The 24,331-nt window shown below is 62.1% G+C and carries 24 protein-coding genes and 3 pseudogenes; 22 read left to right on the top strand and 5 right to left on the bottom strand.

Going from position 1 to position 24,331, the window contains the following annotated elements:
• Nucleotides 1-809 precede the first annotated feature (809 nt).
• On the top strand, nt 810-1,385 hold the full coding sequence (locus tag AUR_RS06810) for a hypothetical protein (RefSeq protein WP_128397092.1): 576 nt from the start codon (nt 810-812) through the stop codon (nt 1,383-1,385).
• A gap of 486 nt (nt 1,386-1,871) precedes the next feature.
• Here AUR_RS06810 and AUR_RS06815 read toward each other — a convergent pair whose 3' ends face one another.
• Nucleotides 1,872-2,108: a hypothetical protein gene (locus AUR_RS06815; RefSeq protein WP_062098027.1), complete on the bottom strand. Its 237-nt coding sequence runs from the start codon at nt 2,106-2,108 to the stop codon at nt 1,872-1,874.
• 1,644 nt (nt 2,109-3,752) lie between these two features.
• Between AUR_RS06815 and AUR_RS06820 the strand changes: the two genes are divergently transcribed.
• Nucleotides 3,753-4,013 carry a hypothetical protein gene (locus AUR_RS06820; RefSeq protein WP_128397093.1) on the top strand — a complete coding sequence of 87 codons (261 nt, stop codon included), beginning with the start codon at nt 3,753-3,755 and terminating at the stop codon, nt 4,011-4,013.
• 122 nt (nt 4,014-4,135) lie between these two features.
• The gene (locus AUR_RS06825; protein ID WP_062098033.1) at nt 4,136-5,002 is read left to right on the top strand and encodes a S1 family peptidase; all 867 of its coding nucleotides are present in this window, start codon (nt 4,136-4,138) and stop codon (nt 5,000-5,002) included.
• Nucleotides 5,003-5,053: 51 nt separating this feature from the next.
• Here AUR_RS06825 and AUR_RS06830 read toward each other — a convergent pair whose 3' ends face one another.
• From AUR_RS06830 to AUR_RS20490, 3 genes are all read right to left on the bottom strand, one after another.
• On the bottom strand, nt 5,054-5,296 hold the full coding sequence (locus tag AUR_RS06830) for a hypothetical protein (RefSeq protein WP_062098035.1): 243 nt from the start codon (nt 5,294-5,296) through the stop codon (nt 5,054-5,056).
• Nucleotides 5,297-5,496: 200 nt separating this feature from the next.
• Nucleotides 5,497-5,985 carry a hypothetical protein gene (locus tag AUR_RS06835; RefSeq protein WP_062098037.1) on the bottom strand — a complete coding sequence of 163 codons (489 nt, stop codon included), beginning with the start codon at nt 5,983-5,985 and terminating at the stop codon, nt 5,497-5,499.
• Between the two features lie 122 nt (nt 5,986-6,107).
• Nucleotides 6,108-6,413, bottom strand: a complete 306-nt coding sequence (locus AUR_RS20490; RefSeq protein ID WP_228145639.1) for a hypothetical protein — start codon at nt 6,411-6,413, stop codon at nt 6,108-6,110.
• A 466-nt stretch (nt 6,414-6,879) separates the two neighbouring features.
• On the opposite strand from AUR_RS20490, the gene AUR_RS06845 reads away from it, so the two are divergent.
• From AUR_RS06845 to AUR_RS06910, 15 genes and pseudogenes are all read left to right on the top strand, one after another.
• Nucleotides 6,880-7,683, top strand: a complete 804-nt coding sequence (locus AUR_RS06845) for a hydroxypyruvate isomerase family protein (protein WP_062098043.1) — start codon at nt 6,880-6,882, stop codon at nt 7,681-7,683.
• A gap of 138 nt (nt 7,684-7,821) precedes the next feature.
• Nucleotides 7,822-8,721: pseudogene (locus tag AUR_RS06850) on the top strand (2-hydroxy-3-oxopropionate reductase); the annotation flags it as partial.
• Between the two features lie 129 nt (nt 8,722-8,850).
• The gene (gene gcl / locus AUR_RS06855) at nt 8,851-10,626 is read left to right on the top strand and encodes a glyoxylate carboligase (RefSeq protein WP_062098047.1); all 1,776 of its coding nucleotides are present in this window, start codon (nt 8,851-8,853) and stop codon (nt 10,624-10,626) included.
• Between the two features lie 70 nt (nt 10,627-10,696).
• On the top strand, nt 10,697-11,866 hold the full coding sequence (locus AUR_RS06860) for a glycerate kinase (protein WP_062098049.1): 1,170 nt from the start codon (nt 10,697-10,699) through the stop codon (nt 11,864-11,866).
• Complete coding sequence (gene allB / locus AUR_RS06865) at nt 11,859-13,208, top strand: allantoinase AllB (RefSeq protein WP_062098052.1); 1,350 nt, start codon at nt 11,859-11,861, stop codon at nt 13,206-13,208. The genes AUR_RS06860 and allB overlap by 8 nt, the downstream gene beginning before the upstream one ends.
• A gap of 11 nt (nt 13,209-13,219) precedes the next feature.
• Nucleotides 13,220-14,029: a winged helix-turn-helix domain-containing protein gene (locus AUR_RS06870; protein ID WP_062098054.1), complete on the top strand. Its 810-nt coding sequence runs from the start codon at nt 13,220-13,222 to the stop codon at nt 14,027-14,029.
• A gap of 116 nt (nt 14,030-14,145) precedes the next feature.
• Nucleotides 14,146-14,613: a thioredoxin-dependent thiol peroxidase gene (bcp, locus tag AUR_RS06875; RefSeq protein ID WP_021472783.1), complete on the top strand. Its 468-nt coding sequence runs from the start codon at nt 14,146-14,148 to the stop codon at nt 14,611-14,613.
• A 211-nt stretch (nt 14,614-14,824) separates the two neighbouring features.
• Nucleotides 14,825-15,121, top strand: a pseudogene (locus AUR_RS20815) (response regulator); the annotation flags it as partial.
• Nucleotides 15,122-15,419: 298 nt separating this feature from the next.
• Nucleotides 15,420-15,632, top strand: coding sequence for a SpoIIE family protein phosphatase (locus AUR_RS20820; RefSeq protein WP_375338545.1), 213 nt, complete (start codon nt 15,420-15,422; stop codon nt 15,630-15,632).
• 72 nt (nt 15,633-15,704) lie between these two features.
• Nucleotides 15,705-17,667: pseudogene (locus AUR_RS06885) on the top strand (glycosyltransferase family 2 protein).
• Nucleotides 17,657-17,989: an STAS domain-containing protein gene (locus AUR_RS06890; protein WP_062098056.1), complete on the top strand. Its 333-nt coding sequence runs from the start codon at nt 17,657-17,659 to the stop codon at nt 17,987-17,989. Before AUR_RS06885 ends, AUR_RS06890 begins: the two are co-directional and overlap by 11 nt.
• Nucleotides 17,982-18,401: an ATP-binding protein gene (locus tag AUR_RS06895; RefSeq protein WP_062098058.1), complete on the top strand. Its 420-nt coding sequence runs from the start codon at nt 17,982-17,984 to the stop codon at nt 18,399-18,401. Before AUR_RS06890 ends, AUR_RS06895 begins: the two co-directional genes overlap by 8 nt.
• A 191-nt stretch (nt 18,402-18,592) precedes the next feature.
• A complete protein-coding gene (locus AUR_RS06900) occupies nt 18,593-19,144 on the top strand; it encodes a hypothetical protein (protein WP_062098059.1) in 552 nt (183 codons plus the stop codon).
• 123 nt (nt 19,145-19,267) lie between these two features.
• Nucleotides 19,268-20,353: a C2 family cysteine protease gene (locus AUR_RS06905; protein WP_062098061.1), complete on the top strand. Its 1,086-nt coding sequence runs from the start codon at nt 19,268-19,270 to the stop codon at nt 20,351-20,353.
• Between the two features lie 8 nt (nt 20,354-20,361).
• The gene (locus tag AUR_RS06910; RefSeq protein ID WP_128397094.1) at nt 20,362-20,634 is read left to right on the top strand and encodes a hypothetical protein; all 273 of its coding nucleotides are present in this window, start codon (nt 20,362-20,364) and stop codon (nt 20,632-20,634) included.
• Nucleotides 20,635-20,740: 106 nt separating this feature from the next.
• Here AUR_RS06910 and AUR_RS06915 read toward each other — a convergent pair whose 3' ends face one another.
• On the bottom strand, nt 20,741-21,841 hold the full coding sequence (locus AUR_RS06915) for a pyridoxal-phosphate-dependent aminotransferase family protein (RefSeq protein ID WP_062098066.1): 1,101 nt from the start codon (nt 21,839-21,841) through the stop codon (nt 20,741-20,743).
• A 163-nt stretch (nt 21,842-22,004) separates the two neighbouring features.
• Between AUR_RS06915 and AUR_RS06920 the strand changes: the two genes are divergently transcribed.
• The 4 genes from AUR_RS06920 to AUR_RS06935 all read left to right on the top strand — a co-directional run bounded on the left by AUR_RS06920 (nt 22,005) and on the right by AUR_RS06935 (nt 24,278).
• On the top strand, nt 22,005-22,835 hold the full coding sequence (locus AUR_RS06920; RefSeq protein ID WP_062098069.1) for a phosphatase PAP2 family protein: 831 nt from the start codon (nt 22,005-22,007) through the stop codon (nt 22,833-22,835).
• A gap of 158 nt (nt 22,836-22,993) precedes the next feature.
• Complete coding sequence (uraD, locus tag AUR_RS06925) at nt 22,994-23,503, top strand: 2-oxo-4-hydroxy-4-carboxy-5-ureidoimidazoline decarboxylase (RefSeq protein WP_021472793.1); 510 nt, start codon at nt 22,994-22,996, stop codon at nt 23,501-23,503.
• A complete protein-coding gene (gene uraH, locus AUR_RS06930; protein WP_062098071.1) occupies nt 23,500-23,841 on the top strand; it encodes a hydroxyisourate hydrolase in 342 nt (113 codons plus the stop codon). The genes uraD and uraH overlap by 4 nt, the downstream gene beginning before the upstream one ends.
• 89 nt (nt 23,842-23,930) lie before the next feature.
• Nucleotides 23,931-24,278: a hypothetical protein gene (locus AUR_RS06935; RefSeq protein ID WP_062098074.1), complete on the top strand. Its 348-nt coding sequence runs from the start codon at nt 23,931-23,933 to the stop codon at nt 24,276-24,278.
• Nucleotides 24,279-24,331 lie beyond the last annotated feature (53 nt).

The raw sequence follows: 24,331 nt of genomic DNA on the forward strand, positions 1-24,331 counted from the left end.
CAGCACTCGTTGATGGCACCGGGCATGAACACCCCGAGATTTCAGACTATCGTCTGGCGGATTGACTAGGAAATTTAGTATTCGCGGTTTGATCAACTTGCAGATGTCCTCGAACTCGGACTCATCATCATCAAGGTGATGGGGCCCGTTAGCAGTCCAGCGCTTCACCTGGGTATTGCCTTCAAGAAGTCCGGAGCCACCACCCACCAACCCGAACTTCAAAGCGAACTGGAACAGGCCCCAGCCGGCGACATGATCGTGGTTCATACCTTGACAGATTGGGCCGAACGGTCCGCGACACCCTGAATCTGACGCACGAACTTAAAGAGCGCGGGGCGGGGTCTGCACGTTGGCTAATCCGCTACCGATCGAAACCTCGGACCCAAACAGGCCGATGGCGCAACTGACCGTTGTCATGCTGGCGCTCTTCGCTGTGATGTACGCTGCGGAACGGGCCGCTCATGCCCGGGCTGTGGCCACGGCCAAACGGCCCTTACAAGATTGAACATGCGGTTATGTTGCGGGACAAGGGCGTCCCCTACGGGAGGTCGTCAGCAAGACTGGCCTGGCTGGCATCACCCGGTATCGGCATCTCCCGGTCCGCCCAGACCAGCAAGCCGGAGGGAAAGGCCCGAGAGGATAGCGCAACTTGAGTTCACCGATAGGGTGACCACATGTCGATACCCCACTTAGACCGAGAAAAGGCATTCGCACTCATCGAAGAGATGACGTCTGCCAGAAACCTGTTGGCCTACGGTACCCACGTTGTTCGTACGGCCGCGTTCTTGGAGACAACACGGGATCCGATCTTGACCACGCTTTCAATAGGCGTCGAGAAACTCTACAAACTCACGCTTGGACTCGTGTCCCTGGACTCCAACCAGGCTTGGCCCACCAAGAGGCAGATGAAGAGCCTTGGCCATAACCTGACCGAAATGCATTCAACTCTCATGGCCGAACTCTCGCAAAGAACGGCTGGAAGCACGGAATACGTACGGGGCCTCCTGACAGGGGTTGAAGCCGATGCCGTCATTGTTCCGCTCATTACCACTCTCAGCAGATATGGCGAGTCCGGGCGGTTTTATCATCTCGATAGACTTGGAGACACTCCCCAACTCTTGGATAGTCCCAGCGCTTACTGGCAGAGCATAGAGGATGCTGTAGTTCAGGATCCTCAGATCGCCGCCATGTACCAAGCCGCCATGGATGCCAATTCGAACAACGCTTTGTGGGACCAAGTCTCTGCCTCTACCAACCAGCGCATCGCGGACACAGTGGAACGGCTCTGGACAATGATTGCTGTTTGCGGACGAAACCGCGTCCTCGGAGAAGCCGGGACGACTTTTGGCTTCGAGATCCATCCCAATGCCGTGGGTCGCCAGTAGACTCTGGTACTAGGCCACGGGGACCAGGTCTTCCAGCCTCGGGTTCTCAGTTGGAGAGTAGTTCGGAAAGCTCCCTCTCCCCTCCACCTGCAGATCCAAGTCCGGGGCGCAATACGGCAGAGCCTTATACAGTCGGCTGGCTCCCTCCTGTAACTCCCAAGCTATGTGCACATCCCGCTGTCACGTGTGGAATCTAAAAGTATGTAGCGGCTTCTAATCCATTCAGCGAAGTTTGAATGCCCAAATGGTGTTGGCCAGCAGTTGCCTTCGCTCGGGACCGAAGGGGCCGGGTGAACTTCATAGATAGCGCAAACAAAGTTCTCCAGGCTGGAGCTACTACAAGCGTCCAAGGGCAGCTCTGCAACACCCAGCCTCTTGGCTGCCAAGCGATAAAACGCATGTATGTTCGGACCACTTTAGACCAGGACCAGAAATGCCAGAAGGTCTCTGTGATAGGCAAATCGGCGACGTCGGGCCGCTGGAATCTCAGTGAGTATCCAGTTGAACAGAACCGCACCAATTAGGGGCGTGAGCAAGGTTCTGAATGAACTCACCGATGGCATGACCAGGAACGAAGAACTCCGGCCACTGCTGGCGCACCTCAATCGTTAAGGCCACACAGCTCAGCACGAGAATGGTCCAGATTAACTGGAAAAAGGCACATTGGAGCCAAGACCCCGCCTTGCCCGGAAATACAGTCCTTCGGGCAGCGTCGTCAGTCATTCAATTCTATTTCTTTACTGTCATTGACGTCAAAAATAGTACCAATTACGAGGGGAATTGCTCTCCCAGATGAAAGATTTCGCGTGCCACCAGCGAGGCCCCTCTCTTGCAGCTGCGCGTTCAGGCTGCCGTACTGACGCTCGTGTAACTAACAAGCCTCACCTACCAAATTCTGTCCCGAAATACCGGCACTCGCTGAGCACCTACGACTCCAGCATTGGATGGCTATGCACACGCGTGTCGGCATTCCCGGCACCGAAGCCCCCAAGCCTGACTGGACCAGAGAGCTTGGAACAAGACTTGTCGATGTCGAGCTCTTCGCTAGAGCCGAAGCAGCGGTAGCCGCTAGACGCGCTGCCGATGCCACGCGCAGGCTCCCAGACGGCACAGTTGGCCCAATGATGGCAGCGGATGACGCCTTCATGGACTATAGAAAGTTGGTGCAGCGCGATCTCGAATTTGACGAAACGGAGCTTCCAAGCTGGCGCGACACAGCACCCCCAAGCTGAAGCCGCCACAAGGGCCCGAGATTGGTCTTTTTTTGCAAACGCTCACCTTCGGGGTACACCGGGCTCCACAGAGACAAAGCCCTAGCTGCATCGATTGGCGGCTCTACACCTACCTTCGACATCGAAGCTTTAGAGGAGGAATTGGACCGACGCCTCAGCAAGCTCTCCGAGCTGGGGCACAACACAGTCAATGGTCTGCGGCGACGAGAGCCGGCCCTCCGAGAAGAGTTCCCCATCTGGGTTATTTGTGTCGACGAGGGCACAAGAGAGCTGAAGGATAACCACGCACTTGAGCAGATCGATAGTGTAGCTTGCATTTCTGGACGGGTCGGAATCCACTTCATAGTTGCGACCTGACGTCCGACACTCTTGATATTTCCGTGGAGAAGCCTTGCATCAGAAGAATCGCACTGTGGAATCAGAGCAAGTAGGCCTACCTGAGATTTACTTGCGGGGTTGATCCCTTAGATTCAGCGAGCTAAACCGGCGGCATCCAGGAATTGCTCTCTGAATCGAGGGGGACGTTGCAGTCCCCATAAAGTTTGCTCTGACAGATCAAACTTCGAATTCAGAAGCGATCTGTTCTGCATCCAACGGCGTCGCGGGTGGCAATGGCTACTACTAACTACTACATAACGGTCGTTTCTGACGTAGCGGGATGGTCGCTGCACTAGCTTCGATTCCGCCAACCGCATACCCTCACAGCATGAAAGGCTTCGCGACTCCACCGCCGGAAATTATGGCTAACGCCGGAGGCGAGCTCCGCTTTGCAGTAGGTAGTCCTGACGGGCTTAGATCAGCCAGTTGGAAGCTACAAGGGTCCCGAAACACCAGAGACCTATATATCGGAAGTCGCGCCGAGATGAACCAGTTGAAGCTATCGCTTCACCAATCCGACTCATGGCGTCTCGCTTACACCAGTGCGTGGTGGGAAAAGGAAGGATCAGCTGGGGACCGAGTTCTTGCGCGGTTTGAACCACCGCCATTCATGGCAGGAAACTGGCGCAGAGCTGTCTCAGTTATCGTCCCCACGGCTAGTCTCCGCAACGCTCAGTCAAGGCCGGCCGAACGTTCGAAGGCCAACATATCCTGGTGGACTCCCGCCGCTGTCGGATCTGCTCTGTGGTTTGAAATCATGATCTCCCACGGCGCTCCTGATGTAAATGTGTCTTTCGATTGCATCGGCAAAGTCGGGCAACTTGATCTGCCTGATGGATCAGGAGCTATGGTGCTCGTCAATGAAGTTCCGCCCGGGGAACAGGAAAGATTCGAGGGCAATCTGGGCGATGCTGGCTGGTCTTGGCACCGCTCGAATGATGATGGTCATCCGTTGATATTCGATACTGGATTTCCCACTACATCACTCGGCGATCCCAAATCTGCAGCACCGCAGTGAACGGCGACCACTAGTACGCGGAAAAGCTTGTTTCCCCCGATGGTCATTTTGAATTCCTAAAGACCCTTGTCACCGCCAGCTCCGGCACCGATAGCTTGACGTAAGGCATTAGAGTTTGAGTGATGGAAGTGAATACCCTCTACAAAGATCTGATGTTCTCCGTGCTGCGTCTCGTCACTACGCGCAAAGATGGAGATGGCAATGTGGGAACCTGTCTGATCGTCGACCTCGAGGTAGTGCCTGGTTCGCTCACGCCGGTACTTGTTACCAACAGGCACGTCCTCGAGCATGCTGTCGAGATTTCCATACACCTGACGGCGAGCGAGGGGCCGAGAAAAGTCGCACTGGGCCACACTGTGCAGGTACGAATGGAACTAGAAGGCGACCGCTTCTTTTCAACCGACGACGATGTTGACATCGCGATAATACCCTTCGGGGCCGTTCTAAGAGAGTTCGAGGAGCAGTACCCGGGCTATAAACCCTTCTGGCGGTCCCTGCCTGTCTCGGAATTTCCTTCAGAAGAGGAATATGCCTCGCTTGATGCGCTCGAAGATGTCTTCTTTCTAGGATTCCCTGATGGCCGCTGGGACTCAGTGAATCAGACGCCGATAATTCGCCGGGGGGGCACCGCCACCCCAGCAACGCTGGACTTCGACGGCAAGCCGGCGTTCCTGATCGATGCAAGCGTCTTTCAGGGCAGTAGTGGAAGCCCCCTGTTCATAGCACGCACGGACACGCTCCTGTATAATTCCCGACTGATACGCCGCCAGCTGGCGCTGTTCGCCGGAATTGTCACTGAATCTTACAACCGAAAAAACCCTATCAATGTTTTTGAAACTGAGTATGAAATAGACGAATCGCTCGATCTCGGGGTTGTGACGAATGTTGCTGCGATCAAGAAGGTACTAAGTAGTTTCTGTGAATATGCGGAGCTGCCACCACCGGACTTTCGCACCTCACCCTTGAGTGAAACGATGGGGCCAAAATAGTAGCTCTTGACAAGGTAACGGAGCTGCGTGCACCCGCTCCATGGGACAGATTCACTGTTCTAAACGCCAGCGCTCTGCTATCGAGAGTGCTTCGTCGGCAAGCCTAAGGTCCCGACTCAGCCAATCCTCCTCCAAATCCTCTAGCATCATGTGAATTTCAATTCTGGCAGCTGATAACGCTTCGAGGTTCGCATCCGGCCTCAGGTAGATCTGCTTAGCCGCAGTAGTCGTATCAACGCGCCCAACCAAGTCCACAGCGTCGGCCAACAAGGAGAAACGCCGATCACTACTCATGGACCTACCTTACGGCCGGGCGAGTCTGACGGCGAGGCTATTTAGGCCGATACCCGTCTGGGTTTCCCGGAGCCTGAGGCGCAGCGTTAGCCCTCGCAACATGTGCGTCAGACCGAGCCGTTCATCTTCGCATTGTGTTCACCGTTCATACCCTGTCCGTTGTTGGGGCGGCTAGTTCAGAGTCGACGGCTGAGCTTCCGTTACGCCGCTCCGGGGCTGCGGAGCCCGGTTGTCGCGGGAATGACGCGTCGCATCTGCTCCAGCCGCGGGTCGACTTCCGGTCGAGATTCGGTCCGTGCGGGCTCTACCGGTCTTGTTGCGTCGGCCATGAGTTGGTCGATGCGAGCGGAGTTGGCTTGGGCGGCTTTGAGGGCTTCGGCGTGTTTGAAAGGTTCTGCCAGCGCCTTGTCTGCTTGCACGATGCGGGTGAGGGCTTCCGGATGGCGTGTTTCGACGTCAGCGGCAAGCCGCGGCAATGACGAGACCCTGTTTTCAAGCTGCCTGATGGTGCCCACATCAGCTGAGAGCAGACCTCTAGGGGATATCTGAGTCGTTGCCTTGGCTACGCCTTCAATGCGGACTTCCACGGTGGAGCGGTCGAGGTCCCTGCCGAGGACGAGTTTTGCCCGGAGTTCTTGACCGCCGGAGGTGGCGATGGTGCCCAGCTCGTCGTATCCGCTGAGGTTCATGAGCCGGTGTCCTTGCCGTCCTGCCCATGCCCGGAGAGCTTCGGCAGCGGCATTCTGCTATCAAAGGTCGATGGGAAGGGGAAATGGTTCAGCGCATGCTTCAGGGCCTCGAACACCCACTTCTAGGCCTTGTTCGGCACGGACCGGTTCACCGTCCAGCCGGTGGCAATGTCGATGACCGTCAGCGTCAAACAGAACTCTCCCGATGCCACGCCGCCTTCATGGCCCACCAAGTCGATCTCTACGTATCCCGGGACCGCGTCGTCCCATTCAGCCCAGGTACGGATCGGGATCTGTGACTTCAACAGCGACCCCAGTTTGGTATGGGAGCGCCCCCGCAACACCAACTTCGCCCGCTCCGGTGCCAGGTTCCGGTCAATCGTCGCCGCGCCCATCCGCATCAATAACATCGCTTCATCATCATTCAAGGACAGCTCACCATCACGACGAAGCATCGGAACCAGAACCGGAGCCGGCCGGGCCCGCACGGGCCTGAGCTCCAGCGCCTTTCGCAATGCACGCCGTGGGCATAATCCCGATTCCAACCCGTCAACTCGATCAACTCATCAAGGGTCCGGACCTTCTCGGGGCGCGTTCCCCGGGCGTAAGCCCGTGCTTTGATCACAGTGACCGCCCTGCGCTGGCTCATCGTCAAACCTCCCTCAAGGATGTCCGCGACCAACCCCAACCGGACCTTTTCCAATGATGTAACGTATCCACCCCCGCGGACCTTTTCCATGAGTCAACGCGCCCCCTTGACTCCCACCCCCACCTTCCCTAAACTTTTCATAAAGCAGAATCTAAATTCCACAAAGCGGAAACTGAAGCTGAGCACCAAGGCAACAGCCAAGCACCCGGAAGATAGATCAAAGCCCCTCCTCGGAAGGACCTACGATGACGTACACAGTGAACTGCTCCATCCTCCTGACGGAGCTGCCCTTGCTCGAGCGCCCCGCCGCCGCGAAGGCAGCCGGTTTTGACGCCGTCGAGTTCTGGTGGCCCTTCGAGACCTCCGTCCCCACCGACGCGCAAGTAACCGAGTTTGAAACAGCCATCAAGGACGCCGGCGTTCAGCTCACGGGCCTGAACTTCAACGCTGGCAACATGCCCGGCGGCGACCGCGGCCTGGTTTCCTGGAAGGGACGTTGCTCCGAGTTCAAGGACAACATCGACGTCGTGGCCGGCATCGGTGAGCGCCTGGGCTGCAAGGCCTTCAACGCCCTCTACGGCAACCGCCAGGACGAGTTCACCCCTGAAGAGCAGGACGAACTCGCCGCCAAGAACCTCGCCGCGGCAGCTGCCGGCGTCGCACGTATTGGCGGAACTGTTCTCCTCGAACCGGTGAGCGGCGCACCCAAGTACCCGCTCCTCACGGCAGAAGACGCACTCAAGGTCATCGCCCGCGTCAAGGCAGAATCCGGCGCACAGAACATCAAGCTCCTCGCCGACTTCTACCACCTGGCAGTCAACGGCGACGACGTTGAATCCGTCATTGAGAACCACGCCAAGGACTTCGGCCACATCCAGATCGCCGACAACCCCGGCCGGGGCGCTCCCGGCACCGGCAACCTCCCCCTCGGCGAATGGATCGCCCGCAGCCGCGAACTCGGCTACGACGGCTACATCGGCCTCGAGTACAAGGAACCGCAGGAAACGGCATTCAGCTGGGCCATCCGCCAGCGCGCCGCAGCCAACTAAGCCCCGCGCGCCCAACTAAGTAGCAGCAGTGCGCGTTTAGAACCCTCAAAACGCGCACTAATGCGACCTAGTTGGGTAAGCACACCTGAGTTAGCGCACTCGAGTTAAAAGACACACCCAGACTTCAGACACACAGACTTTCCCGGAAAGAGAAACACAATGAGCAACGTTGCAGTCATCGGCCTTGGAATCATGGGCCTGCCCATGGCCATCAACCTCGTCAAGGCCGGCCACACGGTCACCGGTTTCAACCGCAGCCAGGACAAGATCGACAAGCTCGTCTCCGAGGGCGGCCAGGGTGCCAGTTCCATCGCGGACGCAGTCAAGGACGCCGACGTCGTCATCACCATGGTCCCGGACTCCCCGGACGTTGAGGGTGTTGTCTCCGGCAAGGACGGCGTCTTCGCCAACGCGAAGAAGGGCACCTTGTGGATCGATGCCTCCAGCATCCGCCCGGATGTCGCCAAGCGCCTGGCAGATGAGGCAAAGACAGCCGGCATCCGCCCCCTCGACGCTCCCGTATCCGGTGGTGAGCAGGGCGCCATCGACGCCGTCCTGTCCATCATGGTCGGCGGCGAAGCTGCAGACTTCGAGGCAGCACAGGATGTCCTCAACGCAGTGGGCAAGACCATCGTCCACGTCGGCCCGTCCGGCTCCGGCCAGACCGTCAAGGCAGCCAACCAGCTGATCGTGGCCGTCAACATCCAGGTCCTCGGCGAGGCCATCGCCTTCCTTGAGGCCTACGGCGTAGACACCGACGCAGCACTGAAGGTCCTCGGCGGCGGCTTGGCCGGCTCCAAGGTCCTCGACCAGAAGGGTCAGAAGATGCTCGACCGCAACTTCGACCCCGGCTTCCGCCTGGCCCTCCACCACAAGGACCTCGGCATCGTCACCTCCGCAGCCCGCGAAGCCAACGTCGCCGTCCCGCTCGGCGCCGTCGTCGCACAGCTCGTCGCCGCAACCGTCAACCAGGGCGACGGCGGCCTCGACCACTCGGGCCTCTTCAAGCAGGTCCTCCAGCTCAGCGGCCGCAAGTAGCAGCCCGGCGCTAAGGCGCCAATAAGACACAGCAGGGAACCCGCCGTCGTAAATAACGACGGCGGCTCCCTCACCACACCCAAAAACACCCCAGACTTCGCCCCCAGAGGGCAAAACAAGGAGCACACCATGGCTAAGATGCGCACCGTTGACGCGGCAGTCGCCATCCTGGAAAAGGAAGGCGCAACCGAAGCTTTCGGTCTGCCCGGCGCAGCGATCAACCCCTTCTACTCAGCAATGCGTGCCCACGGCGGCATCCGCCACACGCTGGCCCGCCACGTTGAGGGCGCCAGCCACATGGCCGACGGTTACAGCCGCGCAGCTGATGGCAACATCGGCATCTGCATCGGCACGTCGGGCCCCGCGGGCACGGATATGATCACCGGCCTGTACGCAAGCTGGGCCGATTCGATCCCCATGCTCTGCATCACCGGCCAGGCTCCGGTGTCCAAGCTGCACAAGGAAGACTTCCAGGCCGTGGACATCGAGTCCATCGCCAAGCCGGTCACCAAGTTCGCCATGACCATCCTGGAGCCGGGCCAGGTTCCCGGCGCCTTCCAGAAGGCCTTCCAGGTAATGCGCTCCGGCCGTCCGGGCCCGGTTCTGCTGGACCTGCCCATCGACGTTCAGATGGCTGAGATCGAGTTCGACATCGACGCCTACGAGCCCCTGCCGGTGGAGAAGCCCAAGGCTTCCCGCAAGCAGCTGGAAAAGGCCTTGGACATGCTGACCTCGGCCAAGCACCCGCTGATCGTTGCCGGTGGCGGCATCATCAACGCCGGCGCTTCGGCCCAGCTGGTTGAGCTGGCCGAGCTGCTGAACGTACCGGTCATCCCCACTCTGATGGGCTGGGGCGCCATCCCGGACGACCACCAGCTGATGGCCGGCATGGTTGGCCTGCAGACCTCGCACCGCTACGGCAACGAGACCTTCCTGCAGAGCGACTTTGTGATCGGAATCGGCAACCGCTGGGCCAACCGCCACACCGGCGGCCTGGACACCTACACGGCCGGCCGCAAGTTCGTTCACATCGACATTGAGCCCACGCAGATCGGCCGCGTGTTCTCGCCGGACTTGGGCATTGCGTCCGACGCCGGTGCGGCGCTGGACGGTCTGTTGGAGCTGGCCCGCGAACGCCAGGCAGCCAAGACCCTGCCGGACTACTCGGGCTGGGTTGCCGAGTGCCAGGAGCGCAAGGGCTCCCTGCACCGTAAGACCAACTTCGACAACGTGCCCATCAAGCCGCAGCGCGTGTACCAGGAGATGAACAAGGCCTTCGGCCGCGACACCACCTACGTGTCCACCATTGGCCTGTCGCAGATCGCCGGCGCACAGATGCTGCACGTGTTCGGTGCCCGCAAGTGGATCAACGCAGGCCAGGCCGGCCCGCTGGGCTGGACCGCTCCCGCAGCTCTCGGTGTAGTGAGGGGAACCCCGGATGCCACCGTTGTTGCCCTGTCAGGTGACTACGACTTCCAGTTCATGATCGAAGAACTGGCCGTGGGCGCACAGTTCAACCTGCCGTACATCCACGTTGTGGTGAACAACAGCTACCTGGGCCTGATCCGCCAGTCCCAGCGCGGCTTCAACATGGACTACCACGTGTCCCTGGGCTTCGATAACATCAACTCCCCCGAGACCATGGGTTACGGCGTTGACCACATCAAGGTTGTAGAGGGCTTGGGCTGCAAGGCCATCCGTGTGGAGAACCCGGCAGACATGCCTGCCGCTTTCGACAAGGCCAAGGCCCTGCGCGACGAGTTCAAGGTTCCGGTGGTTGTGGAAGTGATCCTGGAGAAGGTCACCAACATCTCCATGGGCCTGGAAATCAACGCAGTGAACGAGTTCGAAGAGCTGGCCGAAACCGCTGCGGACGCCCCCACGGCGATCCTGGCCAAGGCCTAACAGCCGCACACGGCCGCGAACGGCCCAACAGCCGCCACGGCTAAAGAGAAACAGTAAAGGAGGCACCGGAATGCGTGTGGTCATCGCCCCGGACAAATTCAAGGGCTCGCTGTCCGCGCCCGAGGTCGTCGAGCACCTGGCAACAGGCCTGCAGGCGGGCTTCGGCGCCAGCGGCCTGGAGACAACACGCATTCCGGTGGCCGACGGCGGCGAAGGCACCATCGATGCCGCCATCGGCTCCGGTTTCACCCGCCGGACCGCCTCGGTCACCGGCCCGCTCGGCGAACCGGTGAAGGCTGACTTTGCGGTCAGGAACACCGAAGCCGTGATCGAGATGGCAGCAGCTTCCGGTTTGGCGCTCCTCCCGGAGGGCCCCACGAGCGAAACCGCGAAGACTGCCACCAGCATCGGCACGGGCGAACTCATCCGCGCTGCGCTGGACCTCGGTTGCCGCAAGATCATCCTTGGCGTTGGAGGCAGCGCCAACACCGACGGCGGCGCAGGCGTCCTGCAGGGCCTCGGAGCCGTCTTCCTGGACAAGAACGGCAACGAACTCCCCGGTGGCGGTGCCGCCCTCGCCGCGATAGACAGCATCGACTTCTCCAACTTCGACGTCCGCGTCGAGGCAACGGAGTTCGTGTTGGCGTCCGACGTCGACAATCCCCTTTTGGGGGCCAGCGGAGCTCCGGCCATCTTCGGTCCGCAAAAGGGCGCGACGCCGGACGACGTCGCCGAACTCGACGCGGCGATCAGCAACTTCGTGGAAGTGCTGAGCCAAACCACAGGCACGGAAGCCAAGCACGCAGCGAAGGCACCGGGCGCAGGCGCGGCGGGAGGCGTCGGCTACATTGCCATCGCGGCACTGAAGGCTGAACGCCGGCCGGGCATCGACGTCGTGCTTGAGTTCACTGAGCTCGAGAGCAAACTGAAGGGCGCCGACCTGGTGATCACCGGCGAAGGCAGCCTGGACGAACAAAGCCTCCTGGGCAAGACCCCCATGGGCGTCTCCCGCGCAGCCGCGAAAGCCGGAATACCGGTGATCGCAGTCTGCGGCCGGACTACCCTGAGTGCGGAGCAACTCACCAATGCCGGATTCCACACGGTCCACGCCCTGACCGACATGGAAAACAACGTCCAAAAATGTATCGCTGAAGCAGGTCCGTTGCTTGAAGAATTAGGAAAGCACATAGGCGTGTACCTGGCGGAACGGACCGAAAACAAGGAGTACCTCAATGTCTGAAGCAATCGGCGCTTACGACCTCGTCATCCGGGGCCAGCGCATCCTCACCACCGCCGGCATTGCACCCCGCGAAGTGGGCATCCGTGACGGCGTGATCGTCGCCATCGAACCGCTGGGCAACGGCCTGACGGGCACCGAGGTCATCCACCTCGCAGACGACGAGACCCTCATCCCCGGCCTGGTGGACACCCACGTCCACGTCAACGAGCCCGGCCGTACCGAGTGGGAAGGCTTCGCCTCCGCCACCCGTGCAGCCGCAGCCGGCGGCGTGACCACCATCATCGACATGCCGCTCAACAGCATCCCGCCGACCACAAGCGTGGACGGCCTGGAGCAGAAGCGCGTGGTGGCCAAGGACCAGGCATTCGTTGACGTCGGATTCTGGGGCGGCGCCATTCCCGGCAACAAGGCCGACCTCCGCCCGCTGCACGACGAAGGCGTGTTCGGCTTCAAGTGCTTCCTCCTGCACTCCGGCGTGGACGAGTTCCCGCACCTCGATGCAGACGAGATGGAAGAGGACATGAAGGAACTGAAGTCCTTCGACTCCCTCATGATCGTCCACGCCGAGGACTCCCACGCGATCGACCGCGCCCCGCACCCCGGCGGCGACCACTACGAGACCTTCCTCGCCTCCCGCCCCCGCGGCGCCGAGAACAAGGCCATCGCCGAGGTCATCGAACGCGCCCGCTGGACCGGCGCACGCGCCCACATCCTGCACCTTTCCTCCTCCGACGCGCTGCCCATGATCGCGTCGGCAAAGCGCGACGGCGTCAACCTCACCGTTGAGACGTGCCCGCACTACCTGACCCTCATGGCCGAGGAAATCCCGGACGGCGCAACCGCGTACAAATGCTGCCCGCCCATCCGCGAGGCCTCCAACCGCGAGCTCCTCTGGAAGGGCCTGCAGGACGGCACCATCGACTGCATCGTCTCGGACCACTCCCCCTCCACCCTTGACCTCAAGGACCTGGAGAACGGCGACTTCGCCGTAGCCTGGGGCGGCGTCTCCTCCCTCCAGCTGGGCCTGTCCCTGATCTGGACCGAAGCACGCCACCGCGGCATCCCGCTGGAGCAGGTGGTGGCTTGGATGTCCGAGAAGCCTGCTGCCCTGGCACGCCTGCACAACAAGGGCCAGCTCGCCCTCGGCTACGACGCCGACTTCAGCATCTTCGCCCACGATGACGCGTTCGTGGTGGACGTCAAGAAGCTCAAGCACAAGAACCCGATCACTCCGTACGACGGCCGCCCGCTCTCCGGTGTGGTCCGCAAGACCTTCCTGCGTGGCTCGGAGATCGACTTCCAGAACCCGGGCGGAAAGCTGATCCGCCGCGGCAACGTTTAGGACATATCGCCATGGCAGTACAGGCCTACGGCCCGCCGCCGGCACGGTACCCCGGACGCCAGGGAGCCGGACGACCCACCACGGGACGTCCAGCCTCCGCCAGTGCGGGTACCGCGCGGCAGCAAGGCCAGAACGCTACGGGTCTGAGTGCACGGGGCCTTGCCCTTTGGGTCAACCCGGCCGAGGGCGATCCCGTAGACCCTGAAATTTGGGACCGGGCAGCGCGCCTTGTGCTGGCCCGGGCCATGAAACTTGCCCCGGAGGCGGAAGTCCGCATCTGGCCCGCCATCGGGGCAGAACACTCCGGCGTCGGCGACACTTCCTGGGGCGGCACTCCGCAGGAAGCCGCCGACGCCGGTAACCACCTTCCGCAGTCGGGTTCGATGGCGCTGGCCGAGGCTCTCGCCGCCGCCCGCGCCACGGCCGAATCCGACGGCGGCGACCACCCCTCCGAGGGCGGCAGCACCGCCGTCGAGCCCGTAACGTTGGCAGCCCGGCGCAGCCAGCTTGCAATCGACCTCGCTGCTGAAGTAGTGCTCCTTGACGGCAAGCCCGTTGCCTTTACTGGCATGGAATACAAGCTGCTGCGCTACCTGGTGGTGAACTGCTCGCGGGCAATCGGACGTGAAGAATTGCAACGCTTCCTGGAGTCATTTGACCTCCCGGGCGCGGCATTTCGCTCGATCGACGTTTATGTTGGAAGGGTGCGGCGGAAGCTCGGCTCCGCCCGTTATACGGTTGCCACCGTCCGTGGTGGCGGCTACCAGTTCGTGCCTGGCCCATATGCCACCGTGCGCGGACCTGCGGAATACAGCATCTAACGACGCTGTTCTGTCCAGAGGCACACCTGTCCTGACAGTCCGCCCTGAATGACCATTGCTGGCTACGCGTCAGTGTGAAAATGCCGGCAACCGCCGGTTGAATGTAAAGGATCGCTATGGCCCAGAAACTCCTCGTCGGAACGCAGGCACCGGATTTTGCGCTTCTCGACGCCGACGGCAACAAGGTCTCGCTGTCCGACTACCGCGGACGCAACGTCATCGTTTACTTCTACCCGAAGGCCGCCACCCCCGGCTGCACCACCGAGGCCTGCGACTTCCGCGACAACCTGGCCAGCCTTCAGGGCAAGGGCTACGACGTCATCGGCATCTCCCCCGACGCCCAGGAAGCACTCAAAGGCTTCTCCGGCGACTTCGAGCTGACCTTCCCGCTGCTCTCCGACGAAGACCACTCCGTTGCCCTGGCCTACGGCGCTTGGGGCGAGAAGCTGGTCAACGGCGAGATCGTTGAAGGAATCGTCCGCTCCACCGTTGTCCTCGACGGCGACGCCAAGGTGAAGCTGGCCCAGTACCAGGTGAGCGCCCAGGGCCACGTCCAGGCTCTCCGCGAAGAGCTGGGCGTCTAACCCTCTCTCACATCCCGCCGCTTTCCGGCGGTTCCTCTCCCACATCCCACCGGTTTCCAGCGGTTCCTCTTTCACATCCCGCCGGTTTCCGGCGGACGCTCTTTCACCTAACTACACAATTCTTGTAACGCCCGCTCACCCGAAAGTGAGCGGGCGTTCATGTTGCTTGACCAAACGTGACAAAAAGTCAGCAGCATTAGTTAATGGAGCCATGGTGTCACCTGCGCCCCAGCGTCATGCCGTCGTCATTGAAGATGATGAGGATATCCGCGGCCTCCTCGTTGTTGTCCTTGAGCAGCTGGATTTCATCGTCACGGAAGCCGCAGATGGGTCCACCAGCGTCGAAGCAGTCAAGAACACCAACGCCGAACTGGTCACCCTGGACATCAACCTCCCCGACTTCGACGGCATGGAAGTCTGCCGCCGCCTCCGGGAATTCTCCGACGCCTACATCCTGATGCTCACGGCACGCGCTGATGAATTGGACCGGCTCACGGGCCTGGACACCGGCGCGGACGACTACCTCATCAAGCCTTTTAGCCCCAAGGAACTCCAGGCCCGCATCCGGGCCCTCTTCCGCCGGCCCGCACCCCTGCCCAGCCCGCGGAGGACCCGCGCCAAACCGACGAACTGGCGCGCGCCGCCGTCGTACAGCAAAGCCTCCTGCCGCAAGAGAAGTACGGCTGGAAGACTTCGACGTCGCCGGCGCCTTCCGGCCGTCGCGCAGCGTTGGCGGGGACTTCTACGACTGGTACCAAACCCCCGACGGCGTCCACCTCACGTTCGCGGACGCCATGGGCAAGGGAATGGGAGCCGCCCTCATCGCAGCGACGGTGCGTGCCGTGATGCGTTCCGTCGCGGACACGCCGGCCATCGACGCAGCATTCGGCTCGGCGAGCGCCACCATCGCGTCGGACCTGGACCAGTCGGGTTCGTTCGTGACCATGTTCCACGCACGCTTGGACAGCGCCTCGGGCAGGCTCAGTTATATCGACGCCGGCCGCCACAGCGGAAGATGACGTGACCGCCGTCGTTGTTCGACGAAAACCTGCACCGCTGCCGGCCGGACTGTAAAGCCACACAGGGGGATTTTGACTCGTTTCTGGACCCGTTTGATCGTTGTCCTCACCGTCATTCTTGGCGTGAACTACGTTGCCTGGCGGTGGCTGGCTTCGCTGAACTGGGAGGCGTGGTGGATTGCCGTTCCGCTGGTGGTTGTGGAGACGTACAGCCTCATTGATGTGATGCTGTTCGGCTTGACGGTGTGGAACCTGAAGATCCGCAAGGCGCCGCCCGCCCCGCCCGCGGATGCCACGGTGGACGTTTTCATCACCACGTACAACGAGCCACTGGACCTGGTGATGACCACCGCCCTTGCGGCCAAGGAGATCCGCTGGCCGCACAGCACCTGGATCCTCGACGACGGCAACCGGCCTGAGATGCGTGAACTCGCCGAAGCCAACGGCATCGGTTACGTGACGCGGACCGCAGACTGGACGCCGGACATGCCGCGGCACGCCAAGGCGGGGAACCTGAACAACGCGCTGATGCTCACCTCGGGCGAGTACCTGTTGATCCTCGACGCCGACCAGATCCCGGAGCCGGACATCCTGGACAAGACACTGGGCTACTTCAACGACGATCGCGTCGCACTGGTCCAGACTCCGCAGTACTTCATCAATGTCCCCGCGGACGATCCGTTGGGCAGCCAGGCACCCCTTTTCTACGGCCCCATCCAGCAGGGCAAGGACGGCTGGAACGCTGCGTTCTTCTGCGGATCCAATGCCATCCTCCGCCGGGAAGCCCTCATGCAACTGGGCCTGGTGGGCTACGTGAAAGCAACGGAGCAGAGCATCAAGCGTGCCTTGGCCGCTTCCAAGCAGGCCATCAAGAAGGCCCCGCCGCTCGCCCGAGGCCGCGAACCCGTTGGTGGAACAGATGCTCAACGAAGATGAGGCTGCAACCAACGCCGCGCAGCAGGATCTCGAGGCCCGGGTGTCCCTCAGCGAGATCACGTACCGCGTCCGCCGCAAGGTTGACGACGCCGTGCGGACCCTCGTCGCAGCCGATTTCTCTGCGTTGCAGGCCGACCTTGAGGAAATCGCGGCCATGGAACTGGCCCACGTCGGCGAAGGCGGCGTGACCACCGTGGCGAGTGACGCCGTCGACCGTATGTCCGGCCGCGACTGGTCGCCGCTCGGTGCCCTGGAGTCCGTCCATGCGGTCCTGGACGCCATCTCCGTGGAACGCAGCGACGAAGCCCAGCCGGTCATGCCGCTGGCCACGATCTCCGTCACCGAGGACATGGCCACGGCGATGCGCCTGCACGGACTCGGGTGGAAGAGCGTCTACCACCATGAGATCCTCGCCAACGGACTGGCTCCCGAGGACATCAAGACCATGCTCACCCAACGCCTCCGCTGGGCCCAGGGAACCATCCAGGTCCTCCTCCGCGAGAATCCGTTGGTGCAGCGGAAACTCACGTGGGGCCAGCGCTTGATGTACTTCTCAACGATGTGGAGCTACCTCAGCGGATTCGCCGCCGTCGTGTACTTCGCAGCGCCCATCATTTACCTCACGCTCGGCGTCCTCCCGGTCACCAGCCTCAGCTTCGACTTCTTCATCCGCTTCATCCCGTTCATGGTGGTCAACCAGCTGCTCTTCGTCGTGGCGGGGCACGGGATCCCCACGTGGCGCGGCCAGCAGTACAGCCTCGCCTTGTTCCCCACGTGGATCAAGGCATGTACGACGGCGGCACGGAACGTTTGGTTCGGCCGTCCCCTCGGGTTCGCGGTCACCCCCAAGGCGCGCCAGAGCGGCGGGCCAAGTTGGAGCCTCATCCGTCCGCAGATCATTGTGGCGGTGCTGCTGGCCATTGCCTTGGTGGTGGGTGTTGCGAGGTTGTTGACCGGCCTGGCCGAGCCGCTGGGGACGTTGGTGAATGTCGCCTGGGTGGCGTTCGACCTGGTGGTCCTGAGCGTGCTGGTCAAAGCAGTTTTGTACAAGGGTTTTGTGCCTGAAAGTTCCGAAGAAAGGAAGGCAGATGCAGTTTAGCTACGAAGTCAAGGACACCTACGCGGAGGTCAAAAGCGTTGGCCGTCTGAACATGGTGGCCGCCCCGAAGCTCCGCGAGATGGTGAACGAGGTTGTTGCCGGCGGTTCCAGCCGCGTGGTGGTCAACCTGGCCGGCACTGACTTCATGGACTCGTCCGGGCTTGGCGCACTGATCGGCTGCCTCAAGGCCACCCGGCAGGCCGGCGGGGACCTCCGGATCGCCGGCGTCCAGCCGCAGGTAAAGATGGTCGTGGAACTGACCAACATGGACCGTGTCCTCACCGCCTATCCCACGGCCGAGGCAGCGTTCGGCGATGACTGAGGTCATTGCCCGCCGCGGCTTCCACGGCCCGTCCAACGAGGAAGCCATCGAGGCCATCCACGGCGAACTGGATTCCCTGTGGGAGGACGCCTCCTTTGTGCCTGATGTGGACCGGATGACGTTCACCACCGCCGTGATCGAGGCCGCCGCCAACGTGGTCCAGTATGCGGTTCCGGTGGCAGAGAAGCCGGTGGAGATCGACGTCGAGATCAGCGTATGGCCGGCACGGTTGGTTGCCCGGGTCAGCGCCCGGAACGCCCGCGAGCCGTTTGCCGGGGACATGCAGGCTTCCATGCCCGGTTCCGATGCCGAGTCCGGGCGTGGCCTTGCCTTGATCGAAGCCCTGGTGACAACGGTGACGTTCGAACGCCAGGACGGCACCAACACCTGGATCCTCACCCGCAACACCTGACCCTCTATCACATCCCACCCCCTTTCCCCCGCCCCTCTATCACCTCCCTCGGCTTTCCCCCGCCCCTCTATCACTTCCCACCCAGGGGGCCTTCTCCCCATGGCCGGACGCACGGCAAGTGTGAAACCATGCGGTGACTGCCGCCGTCGTGCTTCCACGCGCGCGTAAGCAAAACCGAAACTGGGGGAAGAATGCCAAAGACCACCGCCAGGCTGAGCACGTGGACCGTGGCCTGTGTCCTCGCGCTGTCCGCGTGCACCCAAACCCCGAACGGCCCAACAAGCGGCACGCCAACGGCAACACCAACAGCGACCCCCACCCAAAAGCCCGCCTCCGTGGCAGAGAGCTACGCCAAATACGATTCCCTTCGCACCGATCTGGCCGCTGCCTTGGAACAGAAGCTGCCCGGCATCACGTGGAGTACGGACAAAGCCGCCACCCTGGCTAAATCAAACGACGGCCGGTGCATCCTCCAACCGGCGAGCATGAAGAGCAGCGCGGACATTGTGGAGGCGTCGCGAAACTTCGAGGATGTCTTCGCAGCGGGCGACCCCGTCCTGGGGAAGTACGGGTTCCCGGCGTTCGGGGGGACGGATGATGTCCCCGGCGGCTGGCTGGTCGCGCGCAGCACGGACGCCGCAGGTGCCACCGTGAGCATCGAGGCCAAGGGCCCGGCCTACCTGCGCATCACGGTTCCGGTGGCCTCAGCCAGCTGCAGCCCCACTGAAATCCTGATCGACTAAACCGGCGGGCCAAGGGAACTTCTACCCATCGACCCACCCCACGGGGCCGGGATACCGTGACCGTGGCCAACCGCTGCTTGACGTCGGCCACACATCTTTGAAGACATTCACGAGGGGGACGCGATGCCGGGATTCTACGGTGCCGATATCCAGCAGTTAAGGGCACTGGCCAAGACCATGGCCCGGCACTCGGACACAATGAACGCGCTGTCCAAGGAACTCGGGCAACTCATCGCCTCAGCTCCGTGGGACGGCCGTGATGCGATCCAGTTCCGTCAGGCGTGGGATACCGAACACCGGCCGATGCTCCACCGGACGGCCACCACCCTCCAAGCACAGTCCAAGGAACTGGAACGGAACGCGGACCAGCAGGACAAGTCCAGCGCCGCTTCCACCGGATCCGGCGACTCCAGCAGGGGCGACTCCAACCCGCCCGGCGACCCCGGTCCCCTCGATCCGGACAGGCCCGACGTCGATGTCCCCGGCGACGTGCGCAAGGACCCGGACGCCGGGGATCCCGGCGACATCAACCAAGGACAAATCGGCGACTGCTGGCTGCTGGCCGGCATCGGGTCCGTGGCGCAAACCTTGGAACAGCAAGGCAAACTGGACGAGTTCCTCGAATCGCACATGCGGCCGGTCGGCGACCCGCCAACCCACTGGGTGGTCACACTGTACGAGGATGGCGAACCGGTGGAAGTCACGGTGGAGGCCAAGTCCACCGAGGGCGGCGTCCGCGGCGCTGACGGCCAACCCAACTGGTTGTCCATTTACGAACGCGCGGCCGCCGAGCACCTGGGCGGCTCCTACGATGACATCGACGGCGGTTTCAGTAACGACGCCATGGAGCTGATGACCGGCCGTTCCGCGGACAAGGACGGGGAACTCGACCTTGGCTCCATCGAGGAAAAGCTTGCCTCCGGCCAGGCGGTCTCGGTGGGAACCGAGGACGTCAAGGATGACGACTTCGACTGGTTCTGGGAGTCCGAGGAAGTCAACCGCACCGACGTCGTTCCCAACCACGCATACGTTGTGGTGGACGTAAAAACGAACGACGACGGCGAGAAAGTGATCGTCCTGGCCAACCCTTGGGGACCTTCCGGAGGGTACATGAGCGGGGACGACGACAAGAAAGCCGGGACACTGGAACTGACCGAGGACGAGTACAAGGAAAACTTTGATTCCGTGTACTCCGTGGACACCAAGTAGGGATGGCCGTGGAACAGCTCGTAACAGTCAAGCAAGGGACGCAACCCACGTTCGATGGCGTGAAGGTGGGCGTTGTGAAGATCGGCGTCGCGGATGGGAAACCCGCCATCCAGTTTTGGATCCGGACCGGCGAACAGGAGCGCAAGCAGGCGTTCCGGGAGGGCCAGTCGACCGCACTGCCGGGTGCCGGAACCTTGAGGATCGTGTCGATTCAGCCGGCCGACGGCGGAACACCCGCCTCCGCGGTTTTGGCGTACGACGCCGGTCAGCTCACCCCGTGAGGTGATAGAAGAACCGGAAAAACCCGTCGGGATGTGATAGAGGAACGGTGGTTGGGGGATGCTCTATCAGATCCCCGCAGGTTTCCGGCGTTGCTCTATCAGATCCCTACACTGACGCCTTCGCCATCGCCTCTTTCAGTGCGCCGAGCACCAACGTTACTGATGCGCTGTTGGCGTTGGGGCCCATCATGCCGATCCGCCAGACGGTGTCCGTGTATTCACCAACACCCGCGCCGATTTCCATGCTGGAGTGCTCCAAAAGGTAAGCGCGGACGGCAGCCGAGTTGACGCCGTCGGGCACTTTGACAGTGGTGAGGCTCGGCAGCCGGGCTCCTTCGGCGGCGAAGAGCTCGAGGCCCATCTCCTGCAAACCTTCCTGGAGCGCGGCCCCGGCAGCGCGGTGGCGGGCCTGTACGACGTCGAGCCCCTCGGCCAGGATGCGGTCCAGCGCCGCTTCGAGACCCGCGATCATGGTTACCGGCGCCGTGTGATGGTAGGTCCTCGATCCGGAAGCTGCTCCTACGTAACCGCCGAGCAGACCGATGTCCAGGTACCAGGAGCGCGGATCCTTGACGCGACGTTCGAAGGCGCGGTCCGAGACCGTGAACGGGGAGAGGCCCGGCGGCACGCCGAGGCATTTCTGGGTTCCGGCATATCCGACGTCGATGCCCCAGTCGTCTGCCAAAAGCTCAAGGCCGCCGATGGACGTGACAGCGTCGGTAATCAGGAGCGCGTCTCCTTTGCCTGCCCCGAGGGCGGCGATGTCGGACTGTACCCCCACGGAAGTCTCCGCATGCACAGCCGCGATGACTTTCGGGTTGGGGTGGGCGGACAACACCCGGTCAGCGTCCACCGGCTGGCCCCACTCATGCTCCACCCTGACCACGGTGGCACCGCAACGCCGGGCAACCTCGCACATTCGGGCACCGAAGAGTCCGTTCACCGCAATGACTGCCACGTCGCCGTCGGACACGGTGTTCACGAAGGCCGCTTCCATGCCGCCCGAGCCCGTGGCGCTCAACGGAAGGGTCCGGGCGTTCGAGGTTCCCCAGACCGTACGGAGACCCTCGCAGACCCGGTCGAGGCGCTCGATGAACACAGGGTCCAGATGCCCCAGCACGGGCCAGGAAAGAGCGGCCATCGCTTCCGGGTAGCAGTTGCTCGGACCGGGGCCGAACAGGAATCTGGAAGTCAGGATCTGGGGCATGGAGCAACTCCTTCAACGCAGTTGATGGCCATTCTGCCGCAGCCGGTTGCGTGGAGCGAGCAGCAGGCGCCCTGAAGCGCGGCGCGCGGTCCCGCACCGGCCACAAATGATAAGGTTACTCACTATTATCAAGTCCACCCCCGCCGAGCCGAAGAGGACGAAGATGACCACTGAGGGACGAGAGTCGCAGGACCACGGCGTCCGCGGAGAAGTCCGGCAAGACCGTTATGTGGCCGGGCAGGACCTGACGCGGTGGAAAAGCCCGGTCGGTCAACTCATGGCTGCCACGGCCCAGCGCATCACGACGTTCCTCGGCCCGTATGCCGCACTGGTCATCACCCTGGTCATCGGACTCCTCATCTCCGTTGCCCTGATTGTCACTTTCGGCGAGGTCTACGAATCAGTGACCGAAGCGGACGGCGTGGCCGGCCTGGACCATCCTGTCCTCGACGCGGCGAAGTCCTTCCGGTCCCCCGCCTTGGATGCAGCCACCACGGCCTACACAAACGTCGGCGGAACGGTGGGAATGCCGTTGATCGCCGTTGGCATCATGATCTTCCTGGCCACCAAGCGGAAGTCGTGGACGCCGGTCATCCTGATGCTGGCCGCCGGACTTGGCTCCTTGCTCCTGACAGTCGCCGGGAAGCCCCTCTTCGGCAGGACCCGCCCGGACCTCAGCGACGCCATTCCTCCGTTTGAACACTCGCCGTCATTCCCCAGCGGGCACTCATTGAACTCGATCGTGATCGCCGGAATCGTGGCATACCTGGTCATCCTGCGCTTGAAGAGCAAGAGGGCGCGCATACTGACGATCGTGATCGCGTCCGTTTTCTCGCTGACCATGGGGTTGAGCCGCGTCTATCTGGGCCATCATTGGCTTACCGACGTGCTGGCTGCGTGGGCGCTGGGCATCGCGTGGCTGTCGCTGGTCATCATGGCGCATCGCCTCTATCTCACGGTGAGGACGCGGCACCACCAAGAGGCAGCGTCTTGACACCGGCCCAAGAACTCGGCTTCACTTATTACGTATGCTGAAATAACAGTTCCATGATGCGGAAGCTGGAAGCAATACGGCTTCCTCCTGCCCAACAAGCAGGAGTTCCGCATAGCCCACACCATGGATGCCAGCATTAACACGAGGATGACACAAGCATGGAGCTTGCAGTATTCAACAGTGTTGGACGCGACGAGGCCATCAAGGCCCTGACCCCCTGCCTGGATATCAGCCGCTGGGTGGAAACAATCGTCGACGCCCGACCCTTCGCGAGCGTCGACGAACTGCTCCGCACGGCGAACCAGGCCGCCGATCCGTTCAGCCCCCAAGAGGTCGAATCCGCCCTTGCCCACCACCCCAGGATCGGCGAGCGGCCCAAGGCACAAACAACCGAAGCGGCCATGTCCCGGTCCGAGCAAGCCGGCGTGGACCCCAACGACGACGGCACAGCAGCCGCGCTGGCGGAAGGGAACCGCGCCTACGAGGAAAAGTTCGGCAGGGTCTTCCTGATCCGCGCGGCGGGACGCAGCGCCAAGGAAATCCTGTCCTCACTGCAGGAGCGCCTCACCCACACCCCTGAACAAGAAGACACAATTGTGGCTGAGCAACTCCGCGAGATCGCACTGCTGCGCCTCTCCGGACTCGTCAGCGAAGGAGCCAACGCATGAGCGTTTCACAGGTAACAACGCACATCCTCGACACCGGTTCCGGCCGCCCGGCGGCGGGTGTTGCCGTCGTACTCTACGTCCGCGAAGGCGAGAACTGGACGCTGGTCGGCAAGGGCCAAACCGATGCCGATGGCCGTATCAAGGACCTCGGACCGGAGCGCATTCCGGGCGGGGCGTACCGCCTGAATTTTGCGACGGGCGCCTACTACGACGGTCTGGGCATTGAGACGTTCTTCCCGGAAGTGGACCTGAACTTCACGGTCTCCGACGCCGGCGAGCACTACCACGTGCCGCTGCTCCTGAGCCCGTTCGCATTCTCCACGTATCGCGGCAGCTGACCCGGCGCCGAGTTGACAGTTAATGCCCATGTTTCCCGCAAACATGGGCATTAACTGTCACTTCGGCGAGGAACGGTAGGCTGGAAGGCATGGCTTCCGAGGACACCAACCCCACCCCCAGCAACGAATCACCCGCCCGCCGCGACGTCACGGTCCGCCGGGCACCAAAGTTCGTCCCCTTCATGATCCTCGGAGCAATCGTCGGTGCAATCGTCGCCGCCATCATCGCTTTCAGCCGCCCCGCCGATCCCGAATTCGACGCCCCCACGGTCTTCGGATTCTTCCTCGTAGCCTGCGCCGGCGGCGGCGTGATCCTCTTCTCCATCCTCGCGCTCATCCTCGACCGCCTCAGCGTCAAGCGCGCAGAGCGGGCTGTGGTGGAAGCCGTTCCGGACTCGGTTCCGGACGAAGGACCAGAGCACGACGGCGACCGCTAAGGGACGCAGCCAGGGCACCTTTTCATGGGGAGCCACTGTGACACGCGCCGCAT

It is taken from the genome of Paenarthrobacter ureafaciens, from assembly GCF_004028095.1.
GTDB classification, from domain to species: domain Bacteria; phylum Actinomycetota; class Actinomycetes; order Actinomycetales; family Micrococcaceae; genus Arthrobacter; species Arthrobacter ureafaciens.